At 69.3% G+C, this 24,526-nt stretch carries 22 protein-coding genes; 5 read left to right on the forward strand and 17 right to left on the reverse strand.

The features are described from left to right. Positions 1-70: 70 nt before the first annotated feature. Complete coding sequence (locus tag ACGFJ7_RS29300; protein ID WP_392644905.1) at positions 71-3,985, reverse strand: discoidin domain-containing protein; 3,915 nt, start codon at positions 3,983-3,985, stop codon at positions 71-73. A gap of 239 nt (positions 3,986-4,224) precedes the next feature. Here ACGFJ7_RS29300 and ACGFJ7_RS29305 point away from each other — a divergent pair, with 239 nt between their 5' ends. Further along, positions 4,225-4,779, forward strand: coding sequence for an ATP-binding protein (locus ACGFJ7_RS29305; RefSeq protein ID WP_360260358.1), 555 nt, complete (start codon positions 4,225-4,227; stop codon positions 4,777-4,779). Here ACGFJ7_RS29305 and ACGFJ7_RS29310 read toward each other — a convergent pair. The 4 genes from ACGFJ7_RS29310 to ACGFJ7_RS29325 form a co-directional block, all read right to left on the reverse strand. Beyond that, on the reverse strand, positions 4,763-5,086 hold the full coding sequence (locus ACGFJ7_RS29310; protein ID WP_360260355.1) for a hypothetical protein: 324 nt from the start codon (positions 5,084-5,086) through the stop codon (positions 4,763-4,765). The two genes, ACGFJ7_RS29305 and ACGFJ7_RS29310, sit on opposite strands and share 17 nt — an antisense overlap. A gap of 68 nt (positions 5,087-5,154) precedes the next feature. After that, the gene (locus ACGFJ7_RS29315) at positions 5,155-5,976 is read right to left on the reverse strand and encodes a MetQ/NlpA family ABC transporter substrate-binding protein (protein WP_360260352.1); all 822 of its coding nucleotides are present in this window, start codon (positions 5,974-5,976) and stop codon (positions 5,155-5,157) included. Between the two features lie 13 nt (positions 5,977-5,989). Then, positions 5,990-6,646: a methionine ABC transporter permease gene (locus ACGFJ7_RS29320; protein WP_360260349.1), complete on the reverse strand. Its 657-nt coding sequence runs from the start codon at positions 6,644-6,646 to the stop codon at positions 5,990-5,992. Next, complete coding sequence (locus ACGFJ7_RS29325) at positions 6,643-7,617, reverse strand: ATP-binding cassette domain-containing protein (RefSeq protein WP_360260346.1); 975 nt, start codon at positions 7,615-7,617, stop codon at positions 6,643-6,645. The genes ACGFJ7_RS29320 and ACGFJ7_RS29325 overlap by 4 nt, the downstream gene beginning before the upstream one ends. A 267-nt stretch (positions 7,618-7,884) precedes the next feature. Between ACGFJ7_RS29325 and ACGFJ7_RS29330 the strand changes: the two genes are divergently transcribed. Further along, positions 7,885-10,146, forward strand: coding sequence for a catalase (locus tag ACGFJ7_RS29330; RefSeq protein WP_360260342.1), 2,262 nt, complete (start codon positions 7,885-7,887; stop codon positions 10,144-10,146). Positions 10,147-10,202: 56 nt separating this feature from the next. Here the strand turns inward: ACGFJ7_RS29330 and ACGFJ7_RS29335 are convergent, their stop codons facing one another. From ACGFJ7_RS29335 to ACGFJ7_RS29375, 9 genes are all read right to left on the reverse strand, one after another. Beyond that, positions 10,203-10,712, reverse strand: coding sequence for a class I SAM-dependent methyltransferase (locus tag ACGFJ7_RS29335; protein ID WP_360260339.1), 510 nt, complete (start codon positions 10,710-10,712; stop codon positions 10,203-10,205). A gap of 131 nt (positions 10,713-10,843) precedes the next feature. After that, on the reverse strand, positions 10,844-12,469 hold the full coding sequence (locus tag ACGFJ7_RS29340) for a caspase family protein (RefSeq protein WP_360260336.1): 1,626 nt from the start codon (positions 12,467-12,469) through the stop codon (positions 10,844-10,846). A 5-nt stretch (positions 12,470-12,474) separates the two neighbouring features. After that, complete coding sequence (locus ACGFJ7_RS29345; protein WP_392644909.1) at positions 12,475-12,792, reverse strand: hypothetical protein; 318 nt, start codon at positions 12,790-12,792, stop codon at positions 12,475-12,477. Between the two features lie 310 nt (positions 12,793-13,102). Further along, on the reverse strand, positions 13,103-14,170 hold the full coding sequence (locus ACGFJ7_RS29350) for an FAD-dependent monooxygenase (RefSeq protein ID WP_392644911.1): 1,068 nt from the start codon (positions 14,168-14,170) through the stop codon (positions 13,103-13,105). A 73-nt stretch (positions 14,171-14,243) separates the two neighbouring features. Further along, a complete protein-coding gene (locus ACGFJ7_RS29355; RefSeq protein WP_360260327.1) occupies positions 14,244-15,299 on the reverse strand; it encodes a tartrate dehydrogenase in 1,056 nt (351 codons plus the stop codon). Positions 15,300-15,304: 5 nt separating this feature from the next. Continuing rightward, positions 15,305-16,885, reverse strand: a complete 1,581-nt coding sequence (locus tag ACGFJ7_RS29360) for an SLC13 family permease (RefSeq protein WP_392644913.1) — start codon at positions 16,883-16,885, stop codon at positions 15,305-15,307. Positions 16,886-16,926: 41 nt separating this feature from the next. Continuing rightward, positions 16,927-17,883 carry a winged helix-turn-helix domain-containing protein gene (locus tag ACGFJ7_RS29365; protein WP_360260321.1) on the reverse strand — a complete coding sequence of 319 codons (957 nt, stop codon included), beginning with the start codon at positions 17,881-17,883 and terminating at the stop codon, positions 16,927-16,929. A 311-nt stretch (positions 17,884-18,194) separates the two neighbouring features. Further along, a complete protein-coding gene (locus ACGFJ7_RS29370; RefSeq protein WP_392644914.1) occupies positions 18,195-18,521 on the reverse strand; it encodes a DUF3817 domain-containing protein in 327 nt (108 codons plus the stop codon). 74 nt (positions 18,522-18,595) lie between these two features. Next, on the reverse strand, positions 18,596-19,699 hold the full coding sequence (locus ACGFJ7_RS29375) for a ScyD/ScyE family protein (protein ID WP_392644915.1): 1,104 nt from the start codon (positions 19,697-19,699) through the stop codon (positions 18,596-18,598). Positions 19,700-19,884: 185 nt separating this feature from the next. Between ACGFJ7_RS29375 and ACGFJ7_RS29380 the strand changes: the two genes are divergently transcribed. Then, positions 19,885-20,304 carry a hypothetical protein gene (locus ACGFJ7_RS29380; protein WP_392644916.1) on the forward strand — a complete coding sequence of 140 codons (420 nt, stop codon included), beginning with the start codon at positions 19,885-19,887 and terminating at the stop codon, positions 20,302-20,304. A gap of 914 nt (positions 20,305-21,218) precedes the next feature. Here the strand turns inward: ACGFJ7_RS29380 and ACGFJ7_RS29385 are convergent. Further along, positions 21,219-21,992 carry an MBL fold metallo-hydrolase gene (locus ACGFJ7_RS29385; RefSeq protein ID WP_392644918.1) on the reverse strand — a complete coding sequence of 258 codons (774 nt, stop codon included), beginning with the start codon at positions 21,990-21,992 and terminating at the stop codon, positions 21,219-21,221. A 38-nt stretch (positions 21,993-22,030) separates the two neighbouring features. Here ACGFJ7_RS29385 and ACGFJ7_RS29390 point away from each other — a divergent pair, with 38 nt between their 5' ends. Further along, entirely contained in the window at positions 22,031-22,711 is a 681-nt protein-coding gene (locus tag ACGFJ7_RS29390; protein ID WP_392644920.1) for a hypothetical protein, read from the forward strand. On the opposite strand, the gene ACGFJ7_RS29395 is transcribed toward ACGFJ7_RS29390, so the two are convergent. Further along, entirely contained in the window at positions 22,665-23,099 is a 435-nt protein-coding gene (locus ACGFJ7_RS29395) for a hypothetical protein (protein WP_392644922.1), read from the reverse strand. The two genes, ACGFJ7_RS29390 and ACGFJ7_RS29395, sit on opposite strands and share 47 nt — an antisense overlap. A 92-nt stretch (positions 23,100-23,191) precedes the next feature. On the opposite strand from ACGFJ7_RS29395, the gene ACGFJ7_RS29400 reads away from it, so the two are divergent. Beyond that, on the forward strand, positions 23,192-23,944 hold the full coding sequence (locus ACGFJ7_RS29400) for an SDR family oxidoreductase (protein WP_392644923.1): 753 nt from the start codon (positions 23,192-23,194) through the stop codon (positions 23,942-23,944). 4 nt (positions 23,945-23,948) lie between these two features. On the opposite strand, the gene ACGFJ7_RS29405 is transcribed toward ACGFJ7_RS29400, so the two are convergent. Next, positions 23,949-24,524 (reverse strand): hypothetical protein, encoded by a 576-nt coding sequence (locus tag ACGFJ7_RS29405; protein ID WP_392644925.1) that lies wholly within the window; start codon positions 24,522-24,524, stop codon positions 23,949-23,951. Between the last annotated feature and the right edge of the window lie 2 nt (positions 24,525-24,526).

Raw genomic sequence — 24,526 nt, forward strand, 5'->3', positions numbered from 1 at the left:
CCCTCAAGGGCAACCCGGTTTGCTCACGGGCACGGCCGGCGTCCTGGCGGGGACGCCGGCCGCGGGTTTCTCAGGAGTTGTACGCCTCGGCGGTCACCTTCAGACCGCGGGGGCGGCCGAGCCGGGACGGCCAGGTGATGGCGACCTTGCGGGTCTCACCGGGGAGCAGCCAGAAGTAGTTGTCGCTGTACTCGGCCGGCAGGACCCGCTCCCCCGCGCCGTCGCGCAGGGCGACCCGGACCAGCGCCGCCACCGCCCGGCCCCGGTTGGTGACCGTTGCCGTGACGCCGCCGGCCGCCGATGCCGTGTGCACGTCGAGCTTGGTGTGCGCCATCGTCGACAGGGCCCGCATGTCGGACGGTTTTGTGTACCGCCAATAGGTGTTCTCCGACAGGAGTTCCCCCTTGGCGGTGCGCATTTCCAGCCGTACCACATGAAGCGGTTGACCCTGCGGCGCGGCAACCGTGAACGCCGGAGTCGTCGCGGAAGCCGCCACGGACAGTGTCTGCCTCTGCTCCCGACCCAGCGGCTTGCCCGCCAGGTCGTACGCACGCGCCGTCACCGTCACATCGATCAATGCCGACGGAGTGTGGTTCACCGCCCGCACCCGCCACGTACCCGGATCCGCCTGCACGTGACGCGGCGCACAACTCTTCCGAGCGCCGTAATACGCGCCATTGACATCCAAGTCATAGTCATACGTCTGCCACACCGTGCTGTACCAAGCCGGATGCGACATCCACAGCAACAACCCGGACGCGTTGTCGAACAACGACGAGTTCCACGCCTCGAACATCGCCCGATGGCTCTCATAGTTCACGAACTGAGCGCGAGCGCTGAACTCCTCCAGCGACGACGCCACCCCCAGCCGCTCCTCGATCGCCTGCTGGTAACCGCCGACGTGCTGGTTCCCGATCAGCGCCCAGTCGTGGTAGCCCCACACCTCGCAGATCGGCCACGCCGGCTGGTCGCCGGCGAGGTTGCGCAGGGTCTCCGGGTGCGGCACCACGGGCATGCCGATCTCGGTGTGGAAGCCGAGCGTCCCGTTCTTGTAGACGTTCGGGTCCGGGTAGGTGACCGGGTCGATCCAGTGCCACGGGCCGGAGCCGCTGACGACGCCGGCGTTCGACGACGGCACATAGACGATCTCCGGGTCGAGCTCGGCCACCGCCCTACGCAGGCCGGCGTCGATCGCCGGCGGCGGGAACTGCTCGTTCGCCCCACACCACACCGCGATGCTCGGATGATGCCGATACCGGCGAATCGTGTCGGCGACGATCGCGTCGTACGTGGCCGACTCCTCGATGAACGGCCCGGCCTCCCAGAAATCGTTCCAGACCAGAATCCCGTACTCGTCACAAGCCGCGAAGAACTCCTCACGGGTACTGCTGCCGATCCAGTTACGAATCATCGTGAAGTTCATGTCCCGATGCATCGCCACCGCCTCCCGCAGCAAATGCGGCTGAGTACGGCGCAACAACTCGTCCCAGCCCCAGTTACCGCCACGGCAGAACACCGGCACACCGTTCACGCTGATCTTCAGCTCGGTCGCACGGTTGTCGACCGCCTTGACGTCCTTCCACGACGAGCCGTCGGCCGAGACCTGGACGACGAAGTCCCTGGCGTACGCCTGTTCCCAGTCGATCCGAATTTGGTCGAACGTGGCCACCGCGCCCAGGTCGACCTGGATCCACTGGTTGTCGGCCGACTCGGAGGCCCAGCGCGTCCGGGGATTGCCGTCGGTGACGTTGCCCGGCGGGTTCGACGATTCGCTCGTCGAGGCCGTCGCCGTCTTGCCGCGGGCCAGGTCGTCGCCGTCGGCCAGGACCGAAAGGGCCCACATCGACACGCCCCAGTCCGTGACCCGCTTGCCGGCCTGGACGCGGACATAGCGGCCGCTGGTACCCGGCACCTCGACAACCTGGCGGCCGGTGTTGCCGGGCGCCGTCTCGTTGTCGACCGCCTTCACATCGGTCCACGGGCCGCTCTCGCCGTCGGCCACCTGCACGCGGTAGTTCAGGGCGAACGCCTGCTCCCAGAGGATCGTCACGCGGTCGAAGTCGGCCGCCGCGCCGAGGTCGACCTGGATCCACTCGTTGTCGCGGTAGTCGGAGCTCCACCGGGTGCCCGGGTCGCCGTCGACGACCGCGGCCGGGCTCGAGCCGTCCCCGGCCGACGACGCCGTGGCGGTCTTGTTCAACGCCAGGTCGGCGCCGTCTCCGTCGGAGACCGAAAGGGACCACATCGACACGCCCCAGCCCGTGGCCCGGGCGCCGGCCTGGATCCGTACGTAGCGCTTGTGCTGCCGGTCGAACGTGACGGTCTGCGCCGCCTTGCCGTCCTGGAAGTTCAGCGGCGGCTTGGCGGCCGGGCTGATCACCACCGGCAGGTGCGACTCGTACGAGAACTCGCGGATGCCGTACCGGATCTTGCGGGTGTCGCTGACCGTGCGGCCGACGGTGGCGGTGACCGTGAGGTCGTGCAGATGCGGCTCGCCGTACCCGTTGGGCCACCACAACTTGGGGTCACGAACGCGCACGGTGCCGAGCGTGACGTCGAGGCTCGCGCCGGCCGGAACGGTCACGGTCTTGGTCACGCCGAGCGACGCCTTGAGCGTCACGGTGGTCGCCGTGGCGGCCACGTTGCGCACCGGGACGGTCACGGTGATTTCGCCGGTACGCGAGTCGGGCACCTTGGTGACGACGCGCAGGTCGCCGATGACGATGTCGCCCGTGCTGCGCAGGCGGACATGGTTCCAGATGCCCGAGGCGCGGTCCCGGACGGCCGGCATCCAGTCCCAGCCGGACACCGCGAGGTAGGTCGGCGAATCCTTGAAGATCGAGCCACCGCCGAGGAACGTCCAGCTGTTCAGCGACTTGTCGCCGGGCGTGCCCGGGTGCGGCATCGGCGAGATCTTCACCCGGACGGTGTGCTGGGCGTGGCCCTTCAGCGCCTCGGTGATGTCGAAGGCGGCCCGCGCGAACGGGTGCGTCACGGTGCCCACCTCGACCCCGTTGACCCAGGTCGTGGCGGCGTGGTTGACGCCATCGAACTCCAGCCAGACGTGCCGCGAGGCGTCGAACCCCCGCGGCAGCTTGAACTCGCGGCGGTACCACCACGCGTGCCGGGACAGCGCCTCGGGAATGCGCAGGTTCTCGAAGCCGGCGACCGGGTCGGGCAGGTGGCCCTGCTCGACGAGACTGGCCAGAACCGTACCGGGAACGGTGGCGGGCACCCAGTCGCGCGGGTCCGAGTCGGCGAAGTCGTCCATCGTCAGCGCCCAGCCCGACTCCAGCGGCACCGTCCCGTCCTTGGCGACACCCAGCGCGGGCGCGGGCTCGGTGTTGCCGCCGGCCCAATCGGTCCAGCCCTTCGCCCGCGGCCGGGCGCCGAGGGCACGCCCGTACACCTGGAAGCCGTTGAGACCGGCCGGGTTGGAGTTGTGCTGCTTCCGCACGCTCAGCCGCACGTGCCGCGCTCGCGCCGGCTTCGCCAGGGCGATCTGCTGCACGCCGCCCGAGCCCTCGGCCGTCTCATGTACCACGGTCCAGGTCTTGCCGTCGGAGCTGACTTCGATGGTGTACGCCGTGGCCGCGCTCGACAGGACCTCGTCCCCGTCGGTGCCGCCGTAGTTGCCGTCGAACGGCCCGTCGGCGAGGGTCGCCTCGAACGTCAGCGTGACCGCCGAGATCTCGCAGACGGCCTGCAGGTCGACGGCGATCCACTGCGGGTCACCGCCGCCGGCGCGCCATCCGGAGCCCCGCACGCCGGCCTGCGGCAGACGATCGACGACAAAGGACGGCTGCGCCGGGGCGTACGCCGTGGAGGACGCCGTGACGGGCCGGTGAAGAGCCAATTCGGTGGTGGCGGGAGCAGCACCGGGGGAAGCGGCACGGGCCGCGCCCATCGGCAGCGCGACGGAGGCGAGCAGCCCACCGCCGGCGCCGAGAAGCGCCCGTCGGGACACGGACGGTGAATCGACCATGATGACTCCAGGAGGACGTTGACAACGTTGTCATAAGACGGCCAAGATTCCAATGTGTCAAGACCACGTTTCGACCGTCGATCGTGCGCCGCAGTCAACCATCCTGACCTCGCCGCCCGATGCTGTTCGACCCGGCCTTTCCCGTGAGGGCAACCCCGCTTGCCCCCGAACCGTCCGAGCGGGCGCTTGGCGAGGGGGAATCGGAGCGGCCGGCCGCGACGTTCGCGCACCATGACCTCATGAACGCGGACCACGTACCGACGCTGTTCCTGATGGTCGGTCTTCCCGGGTCGGGCAAGACCGTGCGAGCGCGTGAGCTGGCGGCGGAGCGCGGAGCCCTGCGGCTCACCCCCGACGAGTGGGCGCTCACCCTCTTCGGCCAGGAAGACTGTCACCAGGAGCGACCGAACGGCAAGCGGTGGCTGCTGGAAGGCCTGCTCATCACCATGGCCATCGACACCCTGCGGCTACGGCTCAGCGTCGTACTCGACTTCGGGCTGTGGTCGCGCGACGAACGCTCGGCCCTCCGCTGGCTGGCCGCTTCCGCCGGGGCCGCCAGCGAGATCGTCTACCTGCCGGTGGACCGTGCGGAGCAGTGGAGCCGGATCCAGAACCGCTGGAAACACACCCCGGAGCGGACGTTCCCGATGGCCGAGGCCGAACTCGGCCCCTGGCGGGAGATGTTCGAGGTCCCCGGCGCCGATGAGCTCTCCGGTTCGTTCCCGCCGCCCGAGGACGAGAGCTGGCTCGACTGGGCCCAGCGATTCTGGCCCTCCCTCAGGTGGGATCGGTGAACGAGACCGGCTTCCCGGCGGCCCGGGCGTAGGCGATCTCCCTGCGCGTGGACTCGCCGACGTACCCACCCGGGTTGACGATCAGCACCCGGTCGGCCAGATCGATCTTGCGCAGGTGAAGGTCGCCCAGGACGGCCTTCTGCTCGCCGGTGATCGGCTCGTCCGTTCCGCGTTCCTCACCACGCGGAAAGACAGCCGGCGCAACCACGATGACACCCGCGAGGGTCAGCTCACGGTTGGCCGCGCCGATCTCGTCCAGGAACCGCGCGGAGCCACAGATACAGACAATCTCAGGTCGCCCGGTCACAGCCCATCTTCCCATTCCCTGCCTACGGAAAAGCACCGGCCCGAGGGCCGGTGCTCACCCGTGGTGGATCAGAAGGCCGGCAGGACCGAGCCCTGGTACTTGTCGGTGATGAACTTCTTGACCTCCGCGCTGTGCAGCAGCTTCTCGAGCTTCTGCACGCGGGCGTCGTTCTCGTCGCCGGTGCGCACGACGACCAGGTTGGCGTACGGGTTGTCGTCGCCCGACTCCAGGGCCAGCGAGTCCGTGGCCGGCTTGAGGCCGGTCTCGATGGCGTAGTTGCCGTTGATGACCGAGACGGCCGTGTCCTCGAGGCTGCGGGGCAGCTGAGCCGCCTCCAGCGCCTTGAACTTCAGGTTCTTCGGGTTGCCCGTGATGTCCTTCTCGGTGGCCTTGACGCCGACGCCGTCCTTCAGCGTGATCAGGTTGTTCTTGGCCAGCAGGCTCAGCGCGCGGCCCGAGTTGGACGGGTCGTTCGGGATGCCCACGACGCCACCCGACGGGACCTCGGCCAGGCTCTTCACCGTCTTGGAGTAGACGCCGAGGGGCTCGATGTGCACCGGCTTGAGCGCGGTGAACTTGTAGCCCTTGGACGCGATCTCCTCTTCCAGGTACGGGACGTGCTGGAAGTAGTTGGCGTCGAGCTGCTTCTCCTTGAGGGCCACGTTCGGCTGGATGTAGTCGTTGAACTCGACGATGTCGAGCTTCAGGCCCTCCTTGGACGCCAGGTTGTCCGCGACGTACTTGAGGATCTCCCCGTGCGGGACCGGGCTGACGCCGACCTTCAGGGTGTCGGAGGACGAGCCGGCGGCCTCATCGGAGTCGGAACCGCAAGCGGCCAGCCCCAGCAAGAGGGAAGCGGACGCTACGAGGGCGGTGATGGAGCGGCGCACAGAACAACCTTTCTTATTTGTGGGAGAGCCGGCGGACGACGAGATCGCCCGCCACCTGTACGAGCTGGACGAAGACCACGAGCGCGGCGACGGTCGCGATCATGACCTCGGTCTCGAAGCGCTGGTAGCCGTAGCGGATGGCCAGGTCGCCGAGGCCGCCGCCGCCGACCACGCCGGCCATGGCCGAGTAGCCGACCAGGGCGATGACCGTGATGGTCAGGCCGGCGACCAGACCGGGGCGGGCCTCGCGGAGCAGCACCTTGCCGACGATCTGGGTGCGGGTGGCGCCCATCGCGGTCGCGGCCGCGATCACGTCGTTGGGCACCTCGCGCAGGGCGGCCTCGACGATGCGGGCGAAGAACGGGATGGCGCCGATGGTCAGCGGCACGATGGCCGCGTCGGTGCCGATCGTCGTGCCGACCACGGCCCGGGTGAACGGGATGACCGCCACCAGCAGGATGATGAACGGCAGCGAACGGGTGATGTTCACGATCAGGCCGAGCACCGAGTAGAGCGGCGGCGCCGACAGCAGCCCGCCGGGCGCGGTGAGCACCAGGAGCACGCCGAGCAGCAGCCCGCCGAGCGCGGTCAGGACGGTCGACACGAAGACCATCCAGGCGGTCTCCTGCAGGCCCACCCCGAGCAGGTCGAAGACTTCGGACCAGGTCATGCCACTACCTCCACCTGGGCGCCGGCCGTTCGCAGGAACTCGATCTGCCCAGCGGCGTCACCCGTGAGGGCCAGTCGCCACCGCCCGGCGCGGGTCGCGGCCAGCGTCTCGACGGAGCCACTCAGGATCCGTACATCGGAGGAGAACTCGCGCGACAGCGCGGACAGAAGGGGCGAGTCGGCAACGGAACCGCTGACCGTCACGTCGACGACCGTCTGCCCGGACACCGGGGACGGCGCGCCGAGCGGGAAGATGTCCCGTGCCAGGGAGGAGCCGGGCCGGTGCAGCAGGTCGGCCACCGGGCCGGACTCGAGGAACTTGCCGTCGCGCATCACCGCGGCCGAGTGGCAGATCTTCTTGACGACCCCCATCTCGTGGGTGATCAGCAGGATCGTGAGGCCGAGCCGCTGGTTGAGATCGAGCAGCAGCCGCAGGATCGAGTCGGTCGTCTCCGGGTCGAGCGCGGAGGTCGCCTCGTCGGAGAGCAGCACCTTGGGCCGCGCCGCGAGCGCGCGGGCGATGCCCACGCGCTGCTTCTGGCCTCCGGACAATTGCGAGGGGTACGCGTCCTCGCGCCCGCCCAGGCCGACCAGCTCGATCAGCTCCGACACGCGGGCCTTGCGCGCGGCCCGCGGCTCGCCGGTGACCTCGAGCGCGAACGCGATGTTGCCGGCCACGGTCCGCGAGGAGAGCAGCGCGAAGTGCTGGTGGATCATCCCGATGCCGTGCCGGGCGAGCCGCAGTCTCCGGCGGTTCAGCGCGGTCAGGTCGACACCGCCGACGGCGATGCGCCCCTCGTCGGGGCGTTCGAGCATGTTGACGCAGCGCAGGAGCGTGCTCTTGCCGGCGCCGCTCTGCCCCAGCACGCCGAAGACGTCACCCTCACCGACGGTGAGGTCGACGCCGTCGACGGCGCGCACCTCACGGCCGCGGCTCCGGTAGGTCTTCCGGAGTCCCGTTATCTCGATCAAGAAGCACCCTTAAAGCCTAGATATCCCATAGGCTGATGGGACATCGACAGACCATAGCGGTACCGTTCGCCCGAGGAAAGTTCGTGTAACGACCGTCACCAGCCTGATACCTGACCGTCACCTACTCAGAGCGGCCCGTTTCGCCTTCGATGGTCCGGGTGACTTTGCTCCAAGGATCTTGAGCGGTTCCAGATTTCGTTTATCGGCTCCGGACCCGGGTACCCCGATGGCGTCGCAATCCGCCATCTTCCGGAGGATGTACGCATAATGGCAGCTAGTAACCCCGCCAAGAAGGTCAAGGACGTAGTGGAAGCCGCCGCCGCGAAGGTGGCCGACGCCCTGACGCCGCCGGTGCCGGGAGCGCCCTCGAGCGCGCCGCCGACCGTCGCGGAACCCACCACGCCCGTCGAGCCCCTGCCGCCGAAGAAGGAACACGGTGCGCCGGACACCCGTACACCGACCGGCGCCGAAACCGGCGCGCCGGCCGAGAGCAAGGGCCAGCAGGGTGCCTATCTGACCACGGCGCAGGGCGCTCGCCTGCGCGACACCGACCACTCGCTCAAGGCCGGGCCGCGCGGGCCGATCCTGATGCAGGACCACCACTTCCGCGAGAAGATCACGCACTTCGACCACGAGCGGATCCCGGAGCGCGTCGTGCACGCCCGCGGCGCCGGCGCCCACGGCACGTTCGTCGGGTACGGCACCGCCGAGGGCGTCACCCGGGCCGGGTTCCTCAAGAAGGGCAAGGAGACCGACGTCTTCGTCCGCTTCTCGACCGTGCTCGGTTCTCGGGGATCGGCCGACACCGTACGGGACACCCGCGGTTTCGCCACGAAGTTCTACACCGACGAGGGCACGTTCGACCTGGTCGCCAACAACATCCCGGTCTTCTTCATCCAGGACGCGATCAAGTTCCCGGACGTCATCCACGCCGGCAAGCCGCACCCGGACCGCGAGATCCCGCAGGCGCAGAGCGCGCACGACACGTTCTGGGACTTCGTCTCGCTGCACACCGAGGCCCAGCACCACACCATCTGGAACATGTCCGACCGGGGCATCCCCCGCTCGTACCGGACCATGGAGGGTTTCGGGGTCCACACGTTCCGCCTGATCAACGAGGCCGGCGAGACCGTGCTGGTCAAGTTCCACTGGAAGCCCAAGCTCGGCGTGCACTCGCTGACCTGGGAGGAGGCGCAGATCGCGGCGGGCGTCGACCCGGACTTCCACCGGCGCGACCTCTACGACGCCATCGAGGCCGGCGCGTTCCCCGAGTGGGAGCTGGGCATCCAGGTATTCCCGGACACGCCCGAGGAGACGTTCGCCGGCATCGACCTGCTCGACCCCACCAAGATCGTGCCGGAGGAGCTCGCCCCGGTTCAGCGGGTCGGCAAGCTGGTGCTGAACCGCACCCCGCGCAACTTCTTCGCCGAGACCGAGCAGGTGGCCTTCCACCTCGGCCATCTGCCGCCGGGCATCGACGTGACGAACGATCCACTGCTTCAGGGTCGGCTTTTCTCGTACGTCGACACGCAGCTCACCCGGCTCGGCGGTCCCAACTACTCGCAGATCCCGATCAACCGGCCGCACGCTCCGGTCAACGACATGCTCCGCGACGGCTTCCACCAGCACGCGGTGCACGCCGGGGTCGCGCCGTACCGGCCGAATTCGCTCGACGGCGGCAACCCGTTCACCGCGGGCGACAAAGAGCAGGCCTTCCTTGATTTCCCGGTACGCGTCGCCGAAGCACCCAAGATCAGGCAGAACCCGGCCTCGTTCGACGACCACTACAGCCAGGTGCGCCTGTTCTGGCTGAGCATGTCGCCGGTCGAGAAGGAGCACATCATCCGGGCCTACACGTTCGAGCTCGGCAAGTGCTACGAGCAGGCGATCAAGGAGCGCCAGCTCCAGAGCCTGGCCAACATCGACCCGGTGCTGTGCGCCGAGGTCGCCACCGGCCTGGGCCTGCCCGCACCCAAGCCCACCGTCGAGCTGATCGACCCGCAGCCGAGCCCGGCCCTGTCGCAGGTCGGCGGCGAGTGGCCGCCGGACGGCCGGATCGTCGGCATCGTGGTCGGCCCCGACGGCACCGAGGTGCCCGGCCTGGCCGAGGTCCGCGAGACGATCCAGGCGGCCGGCATGGTCCCGCTGATCATCGCCCCGCACGGCGGCAAGGTCGGCGGCCTGCCGGTGCAGCGCACGTTCGCCACCGCCCGCTCCATCGAGTTCGACGCGATCCTGGTCGGCGCCGCGCCGGTCCCGGCCCCGGACGCGATCCCGGCCCGCGACGACAAGGCCGGCGCCGCCGCGACCTCGGTCGACCCGCGGGTGGTCCTGTTGCTCGACGAGGCGTGGCGCCACGCCAAGGCGATCGGCGCCTGGGGCGAGGGCGCCGAGGCGCTGGCCGCGGCCGGCATCACCGGCACCCTGGGAGTGGTCAGCGCCGAGTCCGGCGCGGCCGCCCTGACCCAGGTGCAGCAGCTGATGGCCGCCCACCGCGTCTGGGAACGCTTCCCGGCCACGGTGGCCTGACCGCTCCTCGCAGCGTCATCGACAGCGGGACCCGTGACGACACGGGTCCCGCTGTTTCAGCGTTCCGGCCGCTTACCGGCCACTTCCACCCGGGTGCCGGTCAGCGTGGAGGTGACCGAGAGGAAGCGCGCCGCGCGCAGGGCGCTCGCCACCCGGGTGGCGATCCCCTCGATCGCCTCCCGGGTCGGGCGCTCCGCGACGACGTGGAAGGTCCCGCCGGGCGCGAGAAGCCGCCCGACCCGCTCCACCAGCCGAGGCGGCGTGCCCAGCCAGAACAGGCTCACATTGACCGCGAAGATCACGTCGAACGACCCGTCCGGCAGCTCAGCCGTCGTGATGTCGAGCTGCCGCACCTCGGCCCGGCCGGCCCGGATATGAGCGGCATTCCGCTCGCGGGCCACGCGCACCGCCCCGGCCGCCCGGTCGATGGCCAGGATGTGCCCGGTCGTGAGCCGCTCGGCGACCAGCGCGGCCGTGGCCCCGCTGCCACACCCGATCTCCAGCACCCGGTCGGCGCCACCGACCGCGAAGGTCTCGGCCCGGCTCAGCAGTGCGTTGAAGCCCATGGCACCCCCGCGCCCAACGCTCTCACGTTGATTGATGTCACCACACGATCATGCCGACACCACCTCCCCTTCCGCCACGCCGGGCCCCGCGAGCTACCTCACGCTCACCCTGGCCGGCCCGTCCGGTCGTTTCAGAAGGCGCCTTCCAGCACGCCCAGCCGAAAGCAGACGTCGATCTCCTTGACGATGCCGCACAAAAAGCGGTGGTTCCGGGCGAGGTGATCTCTCGCCGCCGACCGGTTCTCCGGGACGGTCCTCGCCTGTTCGCTCTCGAAGTCGTGGATCCGCTTCTCGAACACCGCATACGCCGGCAGGATCTCGTGCAATGTTTTCGCGACGTCGTCGTGCGTCGCTTCGGGATCCAATTCGACACAGAATTCGGCCAACTGCCGCAGGTAGTAGTAATACCACGCCCTGTTCTCCTCCGCGATGGAAAGAATCTTCCGCCGAGTTGCCATTCGACCGGCCGAACCTCGAAGGCCGGAGAATACCGGCAGGCCCCGATAGTGTGATCGCAGCAGATTATCGACGTCGTCCACCAAGCCATTGATCTCATGGACGAACTGCGCGGGAAACAAACGCGCACGCTTCTGATAGTGAGCTTCGATGCGACGACCAAGAGCATCTACCCTCGGAATCAGCCGCCTCCACTCATAGGACTGCGTCACCAGCTGATCGAGGTTCGGCCTGTCGGCTGTCCATGCCGAGCCGACACAATACTGGGCCACCGCCTCGAGGTAGCGGCTGAAATTGTCCCAGTGTATGCGGGCTGATTCCTCCGCGCTTCGAAGGTCACCACCGCCGTCGACGAAACAGTATTTCGTGTAGCTGACCGGTTCGTGGAACTGATGGTGATCCGGGAATTCGTCGATGATCACGGGCGTCGGCTTCCGCGGCCGTGCCAGCGCGCCCGCGTTCCCGGGCCCCTTGAGGCTGCCGTTGGCGATGATTCTGCGGCTGGGCACGGCATTGCCATCGGAGTCGCCGACGTTGGGACCGGACGTGACGTACGACGCGTTCTGGGTCAAGGCGAGGCGGTGCGCCGTCCCGCTTCCGCCCTGCTGGGGTTGAGGCAGGGAGCGAGCGATCAGACGTTGCGCCAGCTCGAGGAAAAGGCCGTTCAGTTCGATGAGGCGGGGAGCGCCGGGAATGCCATGCCGGAGGAGGGTCACCAGCTCGCCGGTGAACGCGGTGTGACGCTCGTCGACGGCGAACTCCGACACGCTCGACGCCGCCGACGACGCCATGATGAAGGCACCACGGATGTCGATCTGAGCGGCCAGTTCAGCGTCGCCCCCGCTCAGATGAAACGGCCGGAGCGCCCTCCCCGAGAAACAGCAGTCCAGGATGATGACCTTGTTGCGCGCCGGCGACTCGGCGCAAGCCTCGACGATCCACTCATAGGGCATCGCGGTGCGCCGCATGTAGTCCCAGTGACTGTTGGGCTGCGCGAGATACAGCGAGCCGCCGCCACTGGGCCAGCCATGGCCCGAGTAGTAGATTACCAACGTGTCCCGCGCCGCCTTCGCGGCGTCCTCGAGCCGGCGGCCCAGGACGCCGAGATCGGGCTCATTCAGCAGGACTTCACAATTCGCTTCGCTGAGTCCCCCCAGAAGCGGGTCGGTCAAGATATCCGCGAGCTCGGCGACATTCTCCTCGACTTGGGTAATGGCCTTCAAGTTGCCCGTGGGATCGCGGTAGCTGCTGGTCCCGAAGAGGAAAGCCCGGGAAGTAAGTGGATCGGGCAGGCGGGTCAAGCGCCTTACTCCTTGAGCGCGGCGTTCGTGGCGGCTTCCAGCGCCATCACGAGAATCTCCGGAGCCCGGTTGAGATCGTCGCTGGTCAGAGTGACCTTCTCGCCGGCCGCCGTCTCAACGGTGACGGTGACGGTGGGGCGACGATATCTGATCCAGGTATGAATGGCCTGCGTCAACGCGGCAGCGGCACCCCCACTGCCCAGCGCCGCGACCAGCACGTCGGCGACCGCGCCCATCTCACCGGCACGAGGAGCCCGGGGCAGAAGCTCTATTCGGCCCTGCAACTCCCGCTCTCCGCGCAGCCACTCATAAAGATCATCCAAATATCTGCGATCCGTCCGGACGAAAACTTTCGCAGAGTCCATCCGCCCACTATGACAGCAGTCCGCCACCGGGCGGAAAACGCAAACAAAGATCCTCCAAACCTGATCCCCAGCAGTCGATTCGCAAGACTGTCCGGCCGGTTGCGTGAGCGCGGGATCAGGTGCCGCCGCGCTCGAACACCCGGCCGTCGGCGCCTTCCTTGAGGAGCCCACTGGTGGACGGGACGACCACCGAGCGGATTGCGGCGCGAATCGCGCGGTGCTCGGTCGACTGGTTCGGCCGCTACGTCATTCGCACCAGCGGGACTAGCTAGCGCAGTGGGCCGTAGGCCGCCTTGTAGGAGATCGGGCCCATCAGCGGGAGCAGGGCGTTGCGGAGGCGGATCGGCAGGGCGGCGACCTTGGAGAAGCGGTCCGTGGCGGCCTGGATGTGGGTGACCCGGTCGCGGCGGCGTTCCTCGTAGCGGGCACCCACCGAGTCCCAGGCGCCGGCGGCGAGCAGGTCGGCCAGGGTGATGGCGCCCTCCAGGGCCAGGGCACCGCCCTGGGCCCAGACCGGGGCGGTGGCGTGGGCGGCGTCGCCGATCAGGACGCAGCGGTCGCGGTGCCAGGTGGCGATCCGGACCTCCTCGATCGGTGAGTGGTAGAGACGGCCGGGGCTGTCGAGGACCGCCCGCACCTTCTCCGGGTATCGGCCGAACGTTTCCCGCAGCCACGACGGGTCGGCCTCGACCGGGCCGCCTCGGGTGGCCGAGGCGAAGACGTACACCTCGGACTCGTCGACCGGGATCATCAGGAACGCGCCCTCGGCGCCCGACCAGACCGTGAAGCAGTCGACGCCCGGGTTCGGGGCCATGAATCGCCAGCTGGCGCGGCTCAGCACGGCCGAGCGCATGCCGGCGTGGCCGAACACCTGCTCGCGGACGCTCGAGTGGACGCCGTCGGCGCCGACCACGAAACCGTACGGGCGGCCGCCCACCCGGGCGCCCGACGCCTCCAGCTCGATGGGGCCGGCCTTGGCGACGGTGCTGGTGGTGTCCTCGCCGAGCAGCGCGTGCAGGTCGGACCGGCGGACGCACCGGGGGCGGGCGTCGGGGCCCCAGAACTCGTCCTCGTCCACCGCGAACAGCACCCGCCCGGCCGCCGACCGGTACTCGCGGCGGCGGGTCGGGCGGCCGATCTTCTCCAGGCCGGCGCGCAGGCCCAGCGCGTGCAGGGCGGCCACCGCGTTGCCCGGCAGGTTGATCGCCAGGCCGCCGTCGCCGGCCGCCGGGTCGCGTTCCAGCAGCTCGAACGGCACGTCCCGCTGCCGCAGAGCCCGCGCCAGGGCCAAGCCGGCGATGCCGCCGCCGACCACCAGCACCGTGTCGTCACTCATCGTCGTTCCTCCCCCGTCCTGAGGTTCCAGAACACCGTGCGTTCCGGCGGAGAAGGTACCGTTCTGTCGGAGATCAGCCCAGAAGGGCAACCAGGGATGAGACGACGGACGCAGTGTCGCCGGTGCCGGCCAGGTCGCGGGTGCGGGTCCCGGGGAACCTGAGGCTTTCCTCGATGGCGGCCATCACATCGGCGGCGGCGGCCGCGTGGCCGAGGTGCTCCAGCATCAGCGCGGCCGACCAGACCGCGCCGATCGGGTTGGCCACGCCGTGCCCGGCGATGTCCGGGGCCGAGCCGTGTACCGGCTCGAACATGGACGGGTAGGTGCGGGTCGGGTCGAGGTTGGCCGACGGGGCGATGCCGATGCTGCCGGCCACCGCGGCGGCCAGGTCGCTGAGGATGTCGCCGAACAGGTTGGACGCCACGATGACGTCGAACCGCGCCGGGTCGAGCACGAGTTTGGCCGCGAGGGCGTCGATGTGCTCGCTGTCCGTCCGTACCTCCGGGAACTCCGCCGCGACCTCGGCCACGATTTCGTCCCAGAACGGCAGCGTGTGCACGATGCCGTTGGATTTGGTGGCCGAGGTGACGTACGAGCCGCGGGTGCCGGCCAGTTCGAACGCGAACCGGGCGATCCGGGTCACGCCGGGCCGGGTGAAGACGGCCTCCTGCACGGCGAACTCGTCGGGGAAGCCGCGGTTGAGCCGGCCGCCGATCTCGCTGTACTCCCCCTCGACGTTCTCCCGGATCACCACGAAGTCGACGGCGCCCGGCTCGGCGGCGCGCAGCGGCGACCGCACGCCCTCGAAAACCCGGATCGGCCGCAGGTTGACGTACTGCCGGAAGGCCCGCCGGATCGGGATCAGCAGACCCCACAGCGAGACATGGTCGGGTACGCCGGGCCAGCCGACCGCGCCGAGCAGGATCGCGTCGTACGGCCGTAGCCGCTCGATGGCGTCGGCCGGCATCATCTCGCCGGCGGCCGCGTAACGCTGGCAGGACCAGTCGAACTCGTCGTACTCCAATTCGATCTTGTGGCGGGCCGTGACCGCCGCCAGCACCTGCCGGGCCGCCCAGGTCACCTCCAGGCCGATGCCGTCGCCGGGGATGACCGCTATCCGCTGCGTCATCGCGGTCACCCGAGCCCGACGAGCGCGACCATGAGCGGCAGCACCAGCAGGATGAGGATGGCGCCGAGGACGTCGAAGGAGGCGCCGGATCGGATCATCGTGGTGATCGGGACCACGCCGGAGCCGTAGACGACGGCGTTCTGCGGGGTGGAGACCGGCAGCATGAAGCCGAACGACGCCGCGAAGGTGGCGGCCAGGGCCGGCACCAGCGGGTTGATGCCGGCCGCGACGGCGATCGGGATGATGATCGGCACGACCACGGCGGCCGAGGCGGTGTTGCTGGTCGTCTCGGAGACCAGGATGGCCAGCACGACGGCGAACGCGGTGATGGCGAAGGTGCTGCTCAGGCCGAGGGCGTCGGCGCTGGACTCGCCGATCCGCTCGGCCAGGCCGGTGTCGGCCAGCAGCGAGCCGAAGATGATGCCGGTGCCGAACAGCACGATCGTGCCCCAGTCGATGCGCTGGGCGTCGCTCCAGTTGAGGGTGAACTCGCGCTCGCGCCAGGACGTGGGCAGCAGGAAGAGCAGCGACGCGCCGAGCACGGCGACCACGCCCTCGTTGAGGCGGCCGCTGACCACGTCGTACACCTTCGAATCGGTCCCCGCGACCAGCGCCACGATGCCCGGGAAGATCCAGAGGGCGACCGTGACCGCGAAGGCGATCACGGTGTTGCGCTCGGCGGCGCTGAACTTGCCGAGCTTGGCCCGTTCGCCGGCGATGTAGTCCTCGACCCCCTCGATCCGGCGCACCTCGGGCCGGTTGAGCAGCAGCAGGATCACCGCGAGGACGGCGAACATGCAGACGCAGATGGGCGCGGCGAGCGCCATCCACTCGGCGAACGAGATCTTCTCACCGGTGGCCTCCTCGATCAGGCCCCGGCCGATCAGGTTCGGTGGCGAACCCACGGGAGTGAGCAGGCCGCCGACGCTCGCCCCGTACGCCAGCATCAGCATCAGCGCCGCGCCCACCCGCAGGCGGGTCGGGTCGAAGCCCTCGCCGGCCAGGCCCCGGTCCTGCATCATCTTGGCGATGACGGCCAGGATGCCGAGTGCCGTGGGCAGCAGCATGGCGACGGTGGCGGTGTTCGAGACGAAGGCCGACAGCAGGCAGGTGATCACGCCGAAGGCCACGATGACCCGCACGGTCGAGCGGCCGATGCCGGGCAGCGACAGGATGCGGAACGCGAACCGGCGGGCCACGCCGTGCTTGAGCATGGCCTGGGCCAGGATGAAGGCGCCGATGAAGGTGAACACCGTGGACGAGCCGAACGGGGCGAGCACGTCGGCCGCCTCGGCCACGCCGAAGACCACGATGAGGCCGACGCCGATGAGACCGCCGACCGGGATGGGCACGGCCTCGGTCACCCACAAGATGATCACACCGAGCAGAACCCCGGCCAGCACCTGCTGACTGGGCGGGATGCTCAGCGGCAGGGCCAGGAAGACGATCGTGACGATCGGGGCGAGGAAGAGGCCGACGGTACGGCGGCCGCGCTCGAAGCGCTCCTCGGCCGGTGACAGCTGCTGTTCACCCAGACTGCGGTACGTGGCCCCACCGAGCAGGCGTTTCTCGACGTCGACTGCCATGTCGCCCCCTTCGAGTGATTCACATCACTCGATGGTAGGCGTCAGGAGAGATCACTCAACAGGGCGTTACCGAGCGGAGTGAGGGCGTGGACCACCGCCTTGCCGGCCCGGCTCGTGGTGATCAGCCGAGCCTCGCGCAGCACCGCCGTGTGCTGGCTGACGCTGGCCGCGCTCACTCCGACCCGCCGGGCCAGCTCCGAGGTGGTGCGCGGGTCGGAGAGAGATTCCAGCAGGCTTGTTCTCGTACGGCCGATGAGCGCGGCCAGGTTTTTCACCCCGCCCGGCAGGGTCAGGTCGTGCTCGACCGGATAGACCAGCACGGGCGGCAGGGTGGTGTCGCGCAGGACGTCGGGGGTGCCCCACGACAGGTACGACGGCAGGAACAGCAGGCCACGGCCGTCGAGGTGGATCGTCTGCTCGAACGGGACGTCGGCGAGCAGGTACGGCGGTTCCCAGCGCATCTGCGGGCGGAAGCTGTCGAGCAGCCCCTCGGCGCCCTGGTCGAGCAGCACCCGGGCCCGGCGGGACCGCTCGGCCTCGATCTGGGCCCGGGCCTGGTCCCAGAACGGGGCGACGGCGGCGTCGTACTGCGACTGCAGGGCCCCGGCCAGCCTTTCCAGGGTCTCCTGGTCGCCGCCGGCCAGGTGCCCCAGCCAGGACGGGGTCGGCCCGCCGGTGCGGACCAGTTCGCGCATCTCCTCGCGCAGCCGGGTGGCCGGGGTGGACCGCACGGCCTCCAGCGCGGCCGGCAGACCCCGCGCCCCCTCGGCCGGCGTCAGGAAGTCCGGGTAGTAGGCGCCTTGGACCAGCGGAAGCAGCAGTTCGAGGTCGGTACGGCGGCTGGCCCGCAGCGCGTGGTCACGCCAGCGCCCGTAGATCAGCTCGGGGCCCGGCCGGCGCAGACGCCAGACACTGAAGATGGTCTCCCACAGCGGGTCGGGCTCGCCGGCGATCCGCACCCGCCCGACATCCTCCGGCGTGAAGTGAATCCGCAACACGTCGGCCCGCCCCCTTGGATCTCAGGCGGCGATTCTATCCGGCGGCGAAAAGCACGCCAAAGGGCCGTACGTCGCCGGGGGACGGACGGAAGAAGAACGGTGTCGGCACGAGCGGGGCGCGGTTGTGGGCGGGATACACACCCCCGATACCGGCATATCCGTTATTGCCCGCGCCCGCGGCCCGGCTCGTGGCCGACCCAGCGTCATGACCTTGCATGGGAGCGCACCCGAGCGGCAACACGTTTCAAGCGTCGCTGAAAGGATCGCGCTCTCCCGGCCCTTTATGGAGCCATTTCAGGCCAACGTCCTTTTCAGGCGGCTTGGCCGATTTCTTCGGTCTCGGGGGCGACCGGACGGCGGTTGGCGACCCAGCGCTCGAAGATCAGCGACGTGAAAGGCGGAATGGAGGCGGCCAGGCCGAACAGAGTGCGCAACAGCGACCAGCGCTCGGTGCGGGCGGTCCAGAGAGCGGCCGCGAGGTAGACGACGAAGAGCAGGCCGTGCACGCGGCCGAAGATGTAGACGCCCAGGTCGGTGGTCTCGGCGACCCGCTTGAGGTACATGCCGACGAGCAGGCCGGCCCACGAGAAAGCCTCGGCGACGGCGGCGATCCGGAAGATTTTGTACGGGGTGAACACGGTGCCCGATCGTACAGACGCGGCCGCCGGGGTGACTGTGTCGTCACCCCGGCGGCCGGGGGCGGCGCCGGCCCCTAACGGAAGGCCTTCGGGCTCACCTGGACGACCTCGCCCTTCTTCTTGAGACCCAGGAAGCTCGCCGTGCTCCACGCCGTGGAGTACAGGCTGCCGTTGACGTACTCGATACCGGTCGGCATGGTCACCTGGGCGTGCGTGACCCGGCCGTGCTGGATGCGGGTCAGGCGGCCGACCTTGGCCGGGTCGAACCCGGGCGGCGGCGTCGGGCCGGCCGGCATGCCGTGCAGCACCTCGGACGCGTACAGCGTGCCGTTGGGCGCGACAGCGACCCCGGTCAGCGACGTGAAGCCGTGCCACACCTTCAGGACGCGGCCGGTGCGGCCGTCGAGCTTCCAGATGGACGAGGCCTTCGGCTGCTCGGCGCCGAGAGTGGACACGTAGACGTACTTTCCGCTGGCCACCACGCCGGTCGGGACCGAGTCGCAGCCCTTGGTGCCCGGGTTGGCCTGCGCCTCGGGCTTGAGGCATTCCTTGGTCCTCGGATTCGGCGGCACGAAGAAAGTGGAGACCTTTCCCGTACGCGGGTTGATGCGCACAACATCATTCGCCCCGCCGTCCGCGACCAGCAGACCCCACTTCGTGGAGGTGATGCCGAACGGGTTGGAAAGAGCGTCGTACGGCTCGCCCTTGGAGTTGAATTGTTTCTGCCTGTCCGGGTTGTACTTCAACTCGTATTTCAGCAGATCGGCCAGGACCCGGACATTCTTGCCGTTCCGGTCGGCGACCAGCACGGTGGCCGGCTTGTATTTCGACGGCGGAGGCGGCGGCCCGTCCGGGGCCGGCCCGCCGAGCGCGACGTAGATCCGGTGGCCGTCGGTGGTCACGCCGGACGGCGACGGCAACTTCGAGATCAACGTACGCTGGCGGCCGTTCTTCAGATCCACCGCGGTGATCTCGCCGGAATCCCCCTCGGCAACCAGCGCGTGGCGCGGCGACGTCACATCGAGGCCGAACGGCCCGTCAAGGCCTTTCGTGATCGTCCGGACCGGCGGCGGACCGTGATGTCCGCCGGTCCCCGCATAGGCCGGAACACCGGCCAACACGGTCACCAGGCCGGTCGCGGCGGCCGTCGACGCGGTCAGTGCGTGCGTGAATTTCATCCTGTCCCCCCGACAGTTACGCTCGCTATTCGATGATTTCCGATAAACACCTTTCAACGCGCCCGGTAACGGCGCAACCATCCGATCGGCCGAGTGAAAGGAGAAATCAGCCTCCCCAATTCGGGTGCTTTTCTTGATCGTTCCTTTTACTGTCAGATCTTGTGCTGCGGGTCTACAGTCGGGTGATGGAACTGCGCTGGTGGTCGATCGAGGTCCTGGACGGACCCGGCGGCTCCGCGCGCGCCTGGCGTGACGGGCTGGGCACAGCGCTGACGGAGGCCGCCATCACTCACGGTGCCTACCAGTGGGAGTGGCACACCCACACGTGGGGCGTTCTGTTCGAGATCGCCTTCGCCACCGACGAGCGCTGGGCCGCGTTCCGCGCCCTGCCCCTGGTCACGGCTGCCCTGGACGCGGTGCCCGACCCGGCGCACGGCCTCTACGTCTACCAGGGCCGGGGCGGCAGTTCGGGCCCACACATCCCACGCCGCCCCCACCCGATCACGGGCGCCGGCGCGGCTCCGCTACCGGCGGACGAGAGCATCGACGTCATACATCTGGCGGCCGCGCCGACCTCAGCCCCACCCTTCCGTATAGCCGTCTGAGGCGCTTCCCCCAAGGCGCCGCCACCCCGAAGCGCGGCCCTTGGACGCCGCCGCCCCAAAGGCCGCCGCCTTGGAACGCGCCCGCAGTCGAGTTCGGCCGCCTGAAATGTCGGTATCCTCAAGCGCGACCGCGATTGTCGCCGCCCGAGGCACAGCTGCCCGAAATGTCGCACTCTCAAAGGCGACCGCCCAGCATGTCGCTGTCCGAGACACGGCCGCCCGAATGTCGCCGTCTTCAACACGGCCGCTCGAAACGTCGCTACCCGAATGTCCGGTCCGAGATGCCGCCGTCCCTTACTGCCGCAGAACTCCGCCCGAAATGTCGCTGCCCTCTGACGGGCCGCCCGAAATGCACTACCCGAAATGTCCTTCCCGAGATGCCACCGCCCGTGACCGCCGCCCGAAATGTCGCCACCCTCTGGACTGCCCGAAATGTCGCAGCGCGAACTCTCGCTCGGACAAAAAGCCTCGCTCGGACAAAAGTCTCGGCCGGAAAAGAGGGCTCGGTCGAAGAAGTCTCGGCTGGAGAAGTCTCAGCTGGAGAAAGTTCCAGCTGGAGAAGTCTCGGTCCAAGATGCCACCGCCCTTGAACGCTGCTGCCCGGAATGTGGCCGCACTCGAACGCGGGCGCTCGAAACGTTGTCGCCATCCAACACGATGGGTCGGCATGCCGTTGTCCGAAATGTCGGCGCTCGAACGCTGCCAGCCGTGATGACGCGACGTCCGAATTGCGTTACATCGGTGATATGCCGCCACGGCCCGGTGGCGCGGTGTGCCCGGTGGCGCGGCGTGCCCGGTGGCGCGGCGTGCCCGGTGGCGCGGTGTGCCCGGTGGCGCGGTGTGCCCGGTGGCGCGGTGTGCCCGGTGGCGCGGTGGTGGATCGATGTGTGGCGGGCCGTTGGGTGCGGTTTGGGCTAAGCGCCGGGGTCAGAGACACCGTCGCCGGGGGCGGGGTCTCCGGGGGCGGGATCTCCGGGGGCGGGGTCGCCCGGGGCGTGCTGGCCGGCGTACTCGCGGAAGCGGTCGACGGCGCGGCCGGTGAGGGCCTGGCCGTGGCCGAAGACGGCGTGCTCGAAGTCGTGGGTGGCCAGCTTGGCGATGCTGCGGCTCTGCTCGGTGGGGTCGGCTGAGACCTGGGTCGGGCCCAAGGTCACCCTGCCGTCGCGGCCGTGGCCGGCCGTGTCGCCTGCGAAGAGGATGCCGCCGTCGCGTTCGAGCAGGTAGGAGACGTGGCCTCGGGTGTGCCCGGGAGTGTGCAGGGCGGTGAAGCCGGGCACGGGGCTGGTCTCGTCGCCTGTGATCAGCTGGTCGAGCTTGGTCGGCTCGGGGGTGCCGATCAGGCGTACGGCGAACCGGGCCAGGCCTTTGGGTGGCTCGCCGGTGATCGCGCCGGTGATCACCGGGGCGTCCGCGGCGTGCGCGATGACCCGGGCGCCCGAGCGGCGGCGGATGTCGGCCACGTTGCCGATGTGGTCGACGTGATGGTGGGTGAGCAGGACGACCCGTACGTCGCCAATGGTCTTTTCATGTCGCGCAGGGCGCGGTCGATGCGCTTGGCGTTGCGCGGCAACCCCGTGTCGACCAGCACGACGCCGTCGTCGGTGACGACCAGGTGCACGTTCACGAAACCGAGGCTCAGCTCGAAGACCCCATCCACCACTTCTCGCACGCCGATCATTCTGCCCCACCCGGCCCGGCGGCCGATTTGCCCGTTTAGTCTGGTCGCATGGACCGCCGAACGTTCCTGGCCGCCGCCGCCGGCGCTTTCTCCGTGTTGGCGATCGGCGCCGGCGGCGTGCCCAGCCGGCCCCTGTTCGCGTGGTCCCGGCCCGGCGGCTTCTTCGCTCCGGGCGTCGGCGTCTTCGAGCCGCCGCCGCTGGTGGTCTACGACGACGGCACCGCGTACGCCGACGCCGCCGCCAGCCTGCGCCTGCCCGCCGCCGAGGTGCGGGCGCTACGGGTCCACGCCCTTGACGCGCTGGGCAAGCCGGTCGATACGAGCCGTCCCGATCGGCCCTATCATGATGTACGGGTATGGGTGGATGCCGACCGAGATCTCAGCGCCCGGCTCGACGCGGGGCCGGTGATCTCCTTCCCGCCGGCGTTGCACGACCTGTACGACCGAGTGCGGCGCCTGCGCCGCCGGGCGCTCGACGGCGAGATCTTCCGCCCGCCCGCGGTGCTCCTGGCGACGGTGAAGATCGACTACGTGCCCGATTCATCGGAAGTGTGGCCTCTTGGCGCGCCACCGGCCGGCTGGTACGCCGAGCAGCGCCTCCGTGGGGCGGCCGCGCTCGAGGTCCAGCGCCGGCTGCCGCGAGCCACCGAGCCGGTCTGGCCGATGTACCGGGTCGGCCCCTCTAACTACGTGGCCGCGACGTGGCGGTATCTGCTGCCCCACGAGTAGACCAGGCTACGTACAGCAAAAGCACTGCCAGCACAACCTCGATGCCCAGGCCGGTGCCCACGCCCAGCGCCTCCCCCACCGAGAAGTTGCCGAAGTGCGTCACGTGGAACAGGAAGTGCGTCGCCGCGTAGATCAGGTAGCCGATCAGCGCCGACATGACCACCTTGTTCTCGAGGACGACGGCCGCGAAGTACAGCATCGCGGTCAGCGCCAGCCCGAGCCCGCCCACATCCGACACCAGATGTTCGTTGTACGGCGGATCCAGCCGCACGGTCGGAAAGTGGTCGTAGAAGGCGCGCGGGAAGAAGTACTGCCAGACCGAGGCGATCGTCTGGAGCCCGGCCAGCGTCAGCAGGCCACCGCGCAGCCACGTGTTCACAGGTGTCATGCCGAGAGGACGAGCCACCCCCGCGTTTCGTGACAGCCCCGGTGTGCCGGTCGTCACTGTCACGTTGCCGGAGGCTGCCTCGTCCCTCTGGCATGAAGACACTGCGCATCGCCGTCGCCGGTGGCACCGGCCTGGCCGGACGGCAGGTCGTCGAGGCGCTCCGCGCCCGCGGCCACTCCCCCGTGATCCTGTCCCGCGCCGCCGGCGTCGACCTGCTCACCGGCGCCGGTTTGGACGCGGCCCTGACCGGCGCCGACGCCGTGATCGACGTCAGCAACGTGCTCACCCAGCGCAAGGCGGTCGCCGTCGCCTTCTTCGACAAGGCCGGCACGAACCTGACCGCGGCCGCCGCCCGCGCCGGCGTACGGCACTTCCTGTCCCTGTCGATCGTCGGCGTGGACCGGGTGAAGAACGGCTACTACACCGGCAAGCTGCGCCAGGAGGAGATCGTCCGCGCCTCGGGCCTGCCGTGGACCATCCTGCGTGCCACCCAGTTCCACGAGTTCGCCGGCCAACTACTGTCCTCGGTGCCGGGCCCCCTCGCGCTGATCCCGACGGGCCAGGTCCAGCCGATCGCCGTCCGGGAGGTCGGCGAGCACCTGGCCGCCCTGGCCGTGGAGCCCCCGCGGGCGATGGCCCCCGAGCTGGCCGGCCCCCGGCTCGAAACCCTGGTCGACATGGCCCGGCGCCTGATGGCCGCCGGCGGCGCCCGCCGCCGCCCGATCCTGCCCGTCCACTTCCCCGGCGGCATGAGCGCCGGCGGCCTGGTCCCGACCGGCGACGGCCCGCGCGGCACCCAGACCTACACGGACTGGCTGGCGGAGAACGCCCCGGCCTTCCACTGACCGCTCACGCCTGCCCGCCCTCGCTCACGCCTTCCGGCCTCTCAGCGAGCCACTTGGCCATCTGCCATTCGTACACGTCGGTGGATTCGCCGACGTGTACGCCCAGGTCCCCCTTCGCGGCGACGTAGAACCGATGCCGGGCTTCGCCGGTCCTCTTGATCACCTCCTCCCAGCTCAGTTCACTCGGCTGGCTACAAGCGAGTCGCATGAGCCGGAAGGAGAGTTGGTGCCAGTCGCGCCCGGCCGCGATGACGTTCTCGTCACCTAACAGCAGTACAGCCTCCCATTTGAGCGTCCGCTGCTCCTCCGCCTCGACCAGGTCCTCAAGCGTGCTCTTTCCCGCGAACCACGAATCGTCGGGGTACACACCCCGGGCCGAGGCCAGCCGGACCGAGGTGGAGATGACGTGCTTGACGGCGTTGGCATATTCGGTATATGCCGTCAGCCGCTTCTCGTCCCACCGGATCGACTGCTGGCGGTGCCAGCGGGCCCGCTCGGTGGCCGAGCTGGTGAAGAAGGTCGCGAGCGCTCCGAGAAGAACGCCGATCAGGGCCGGGAGGGATTGAAGAAGAATCTTCACAT

Origin of the sequence: Actinoplanes sp. NPDC048988 (assembly GCF_043197815.1) — a bacterium.
In the GTDB taxonomy this organism is placed as follows: Bacteria; Actinomycetota; Actinomycetes; order Mycobacteriales; family Micromonosporaceae; genus Actinoplanes.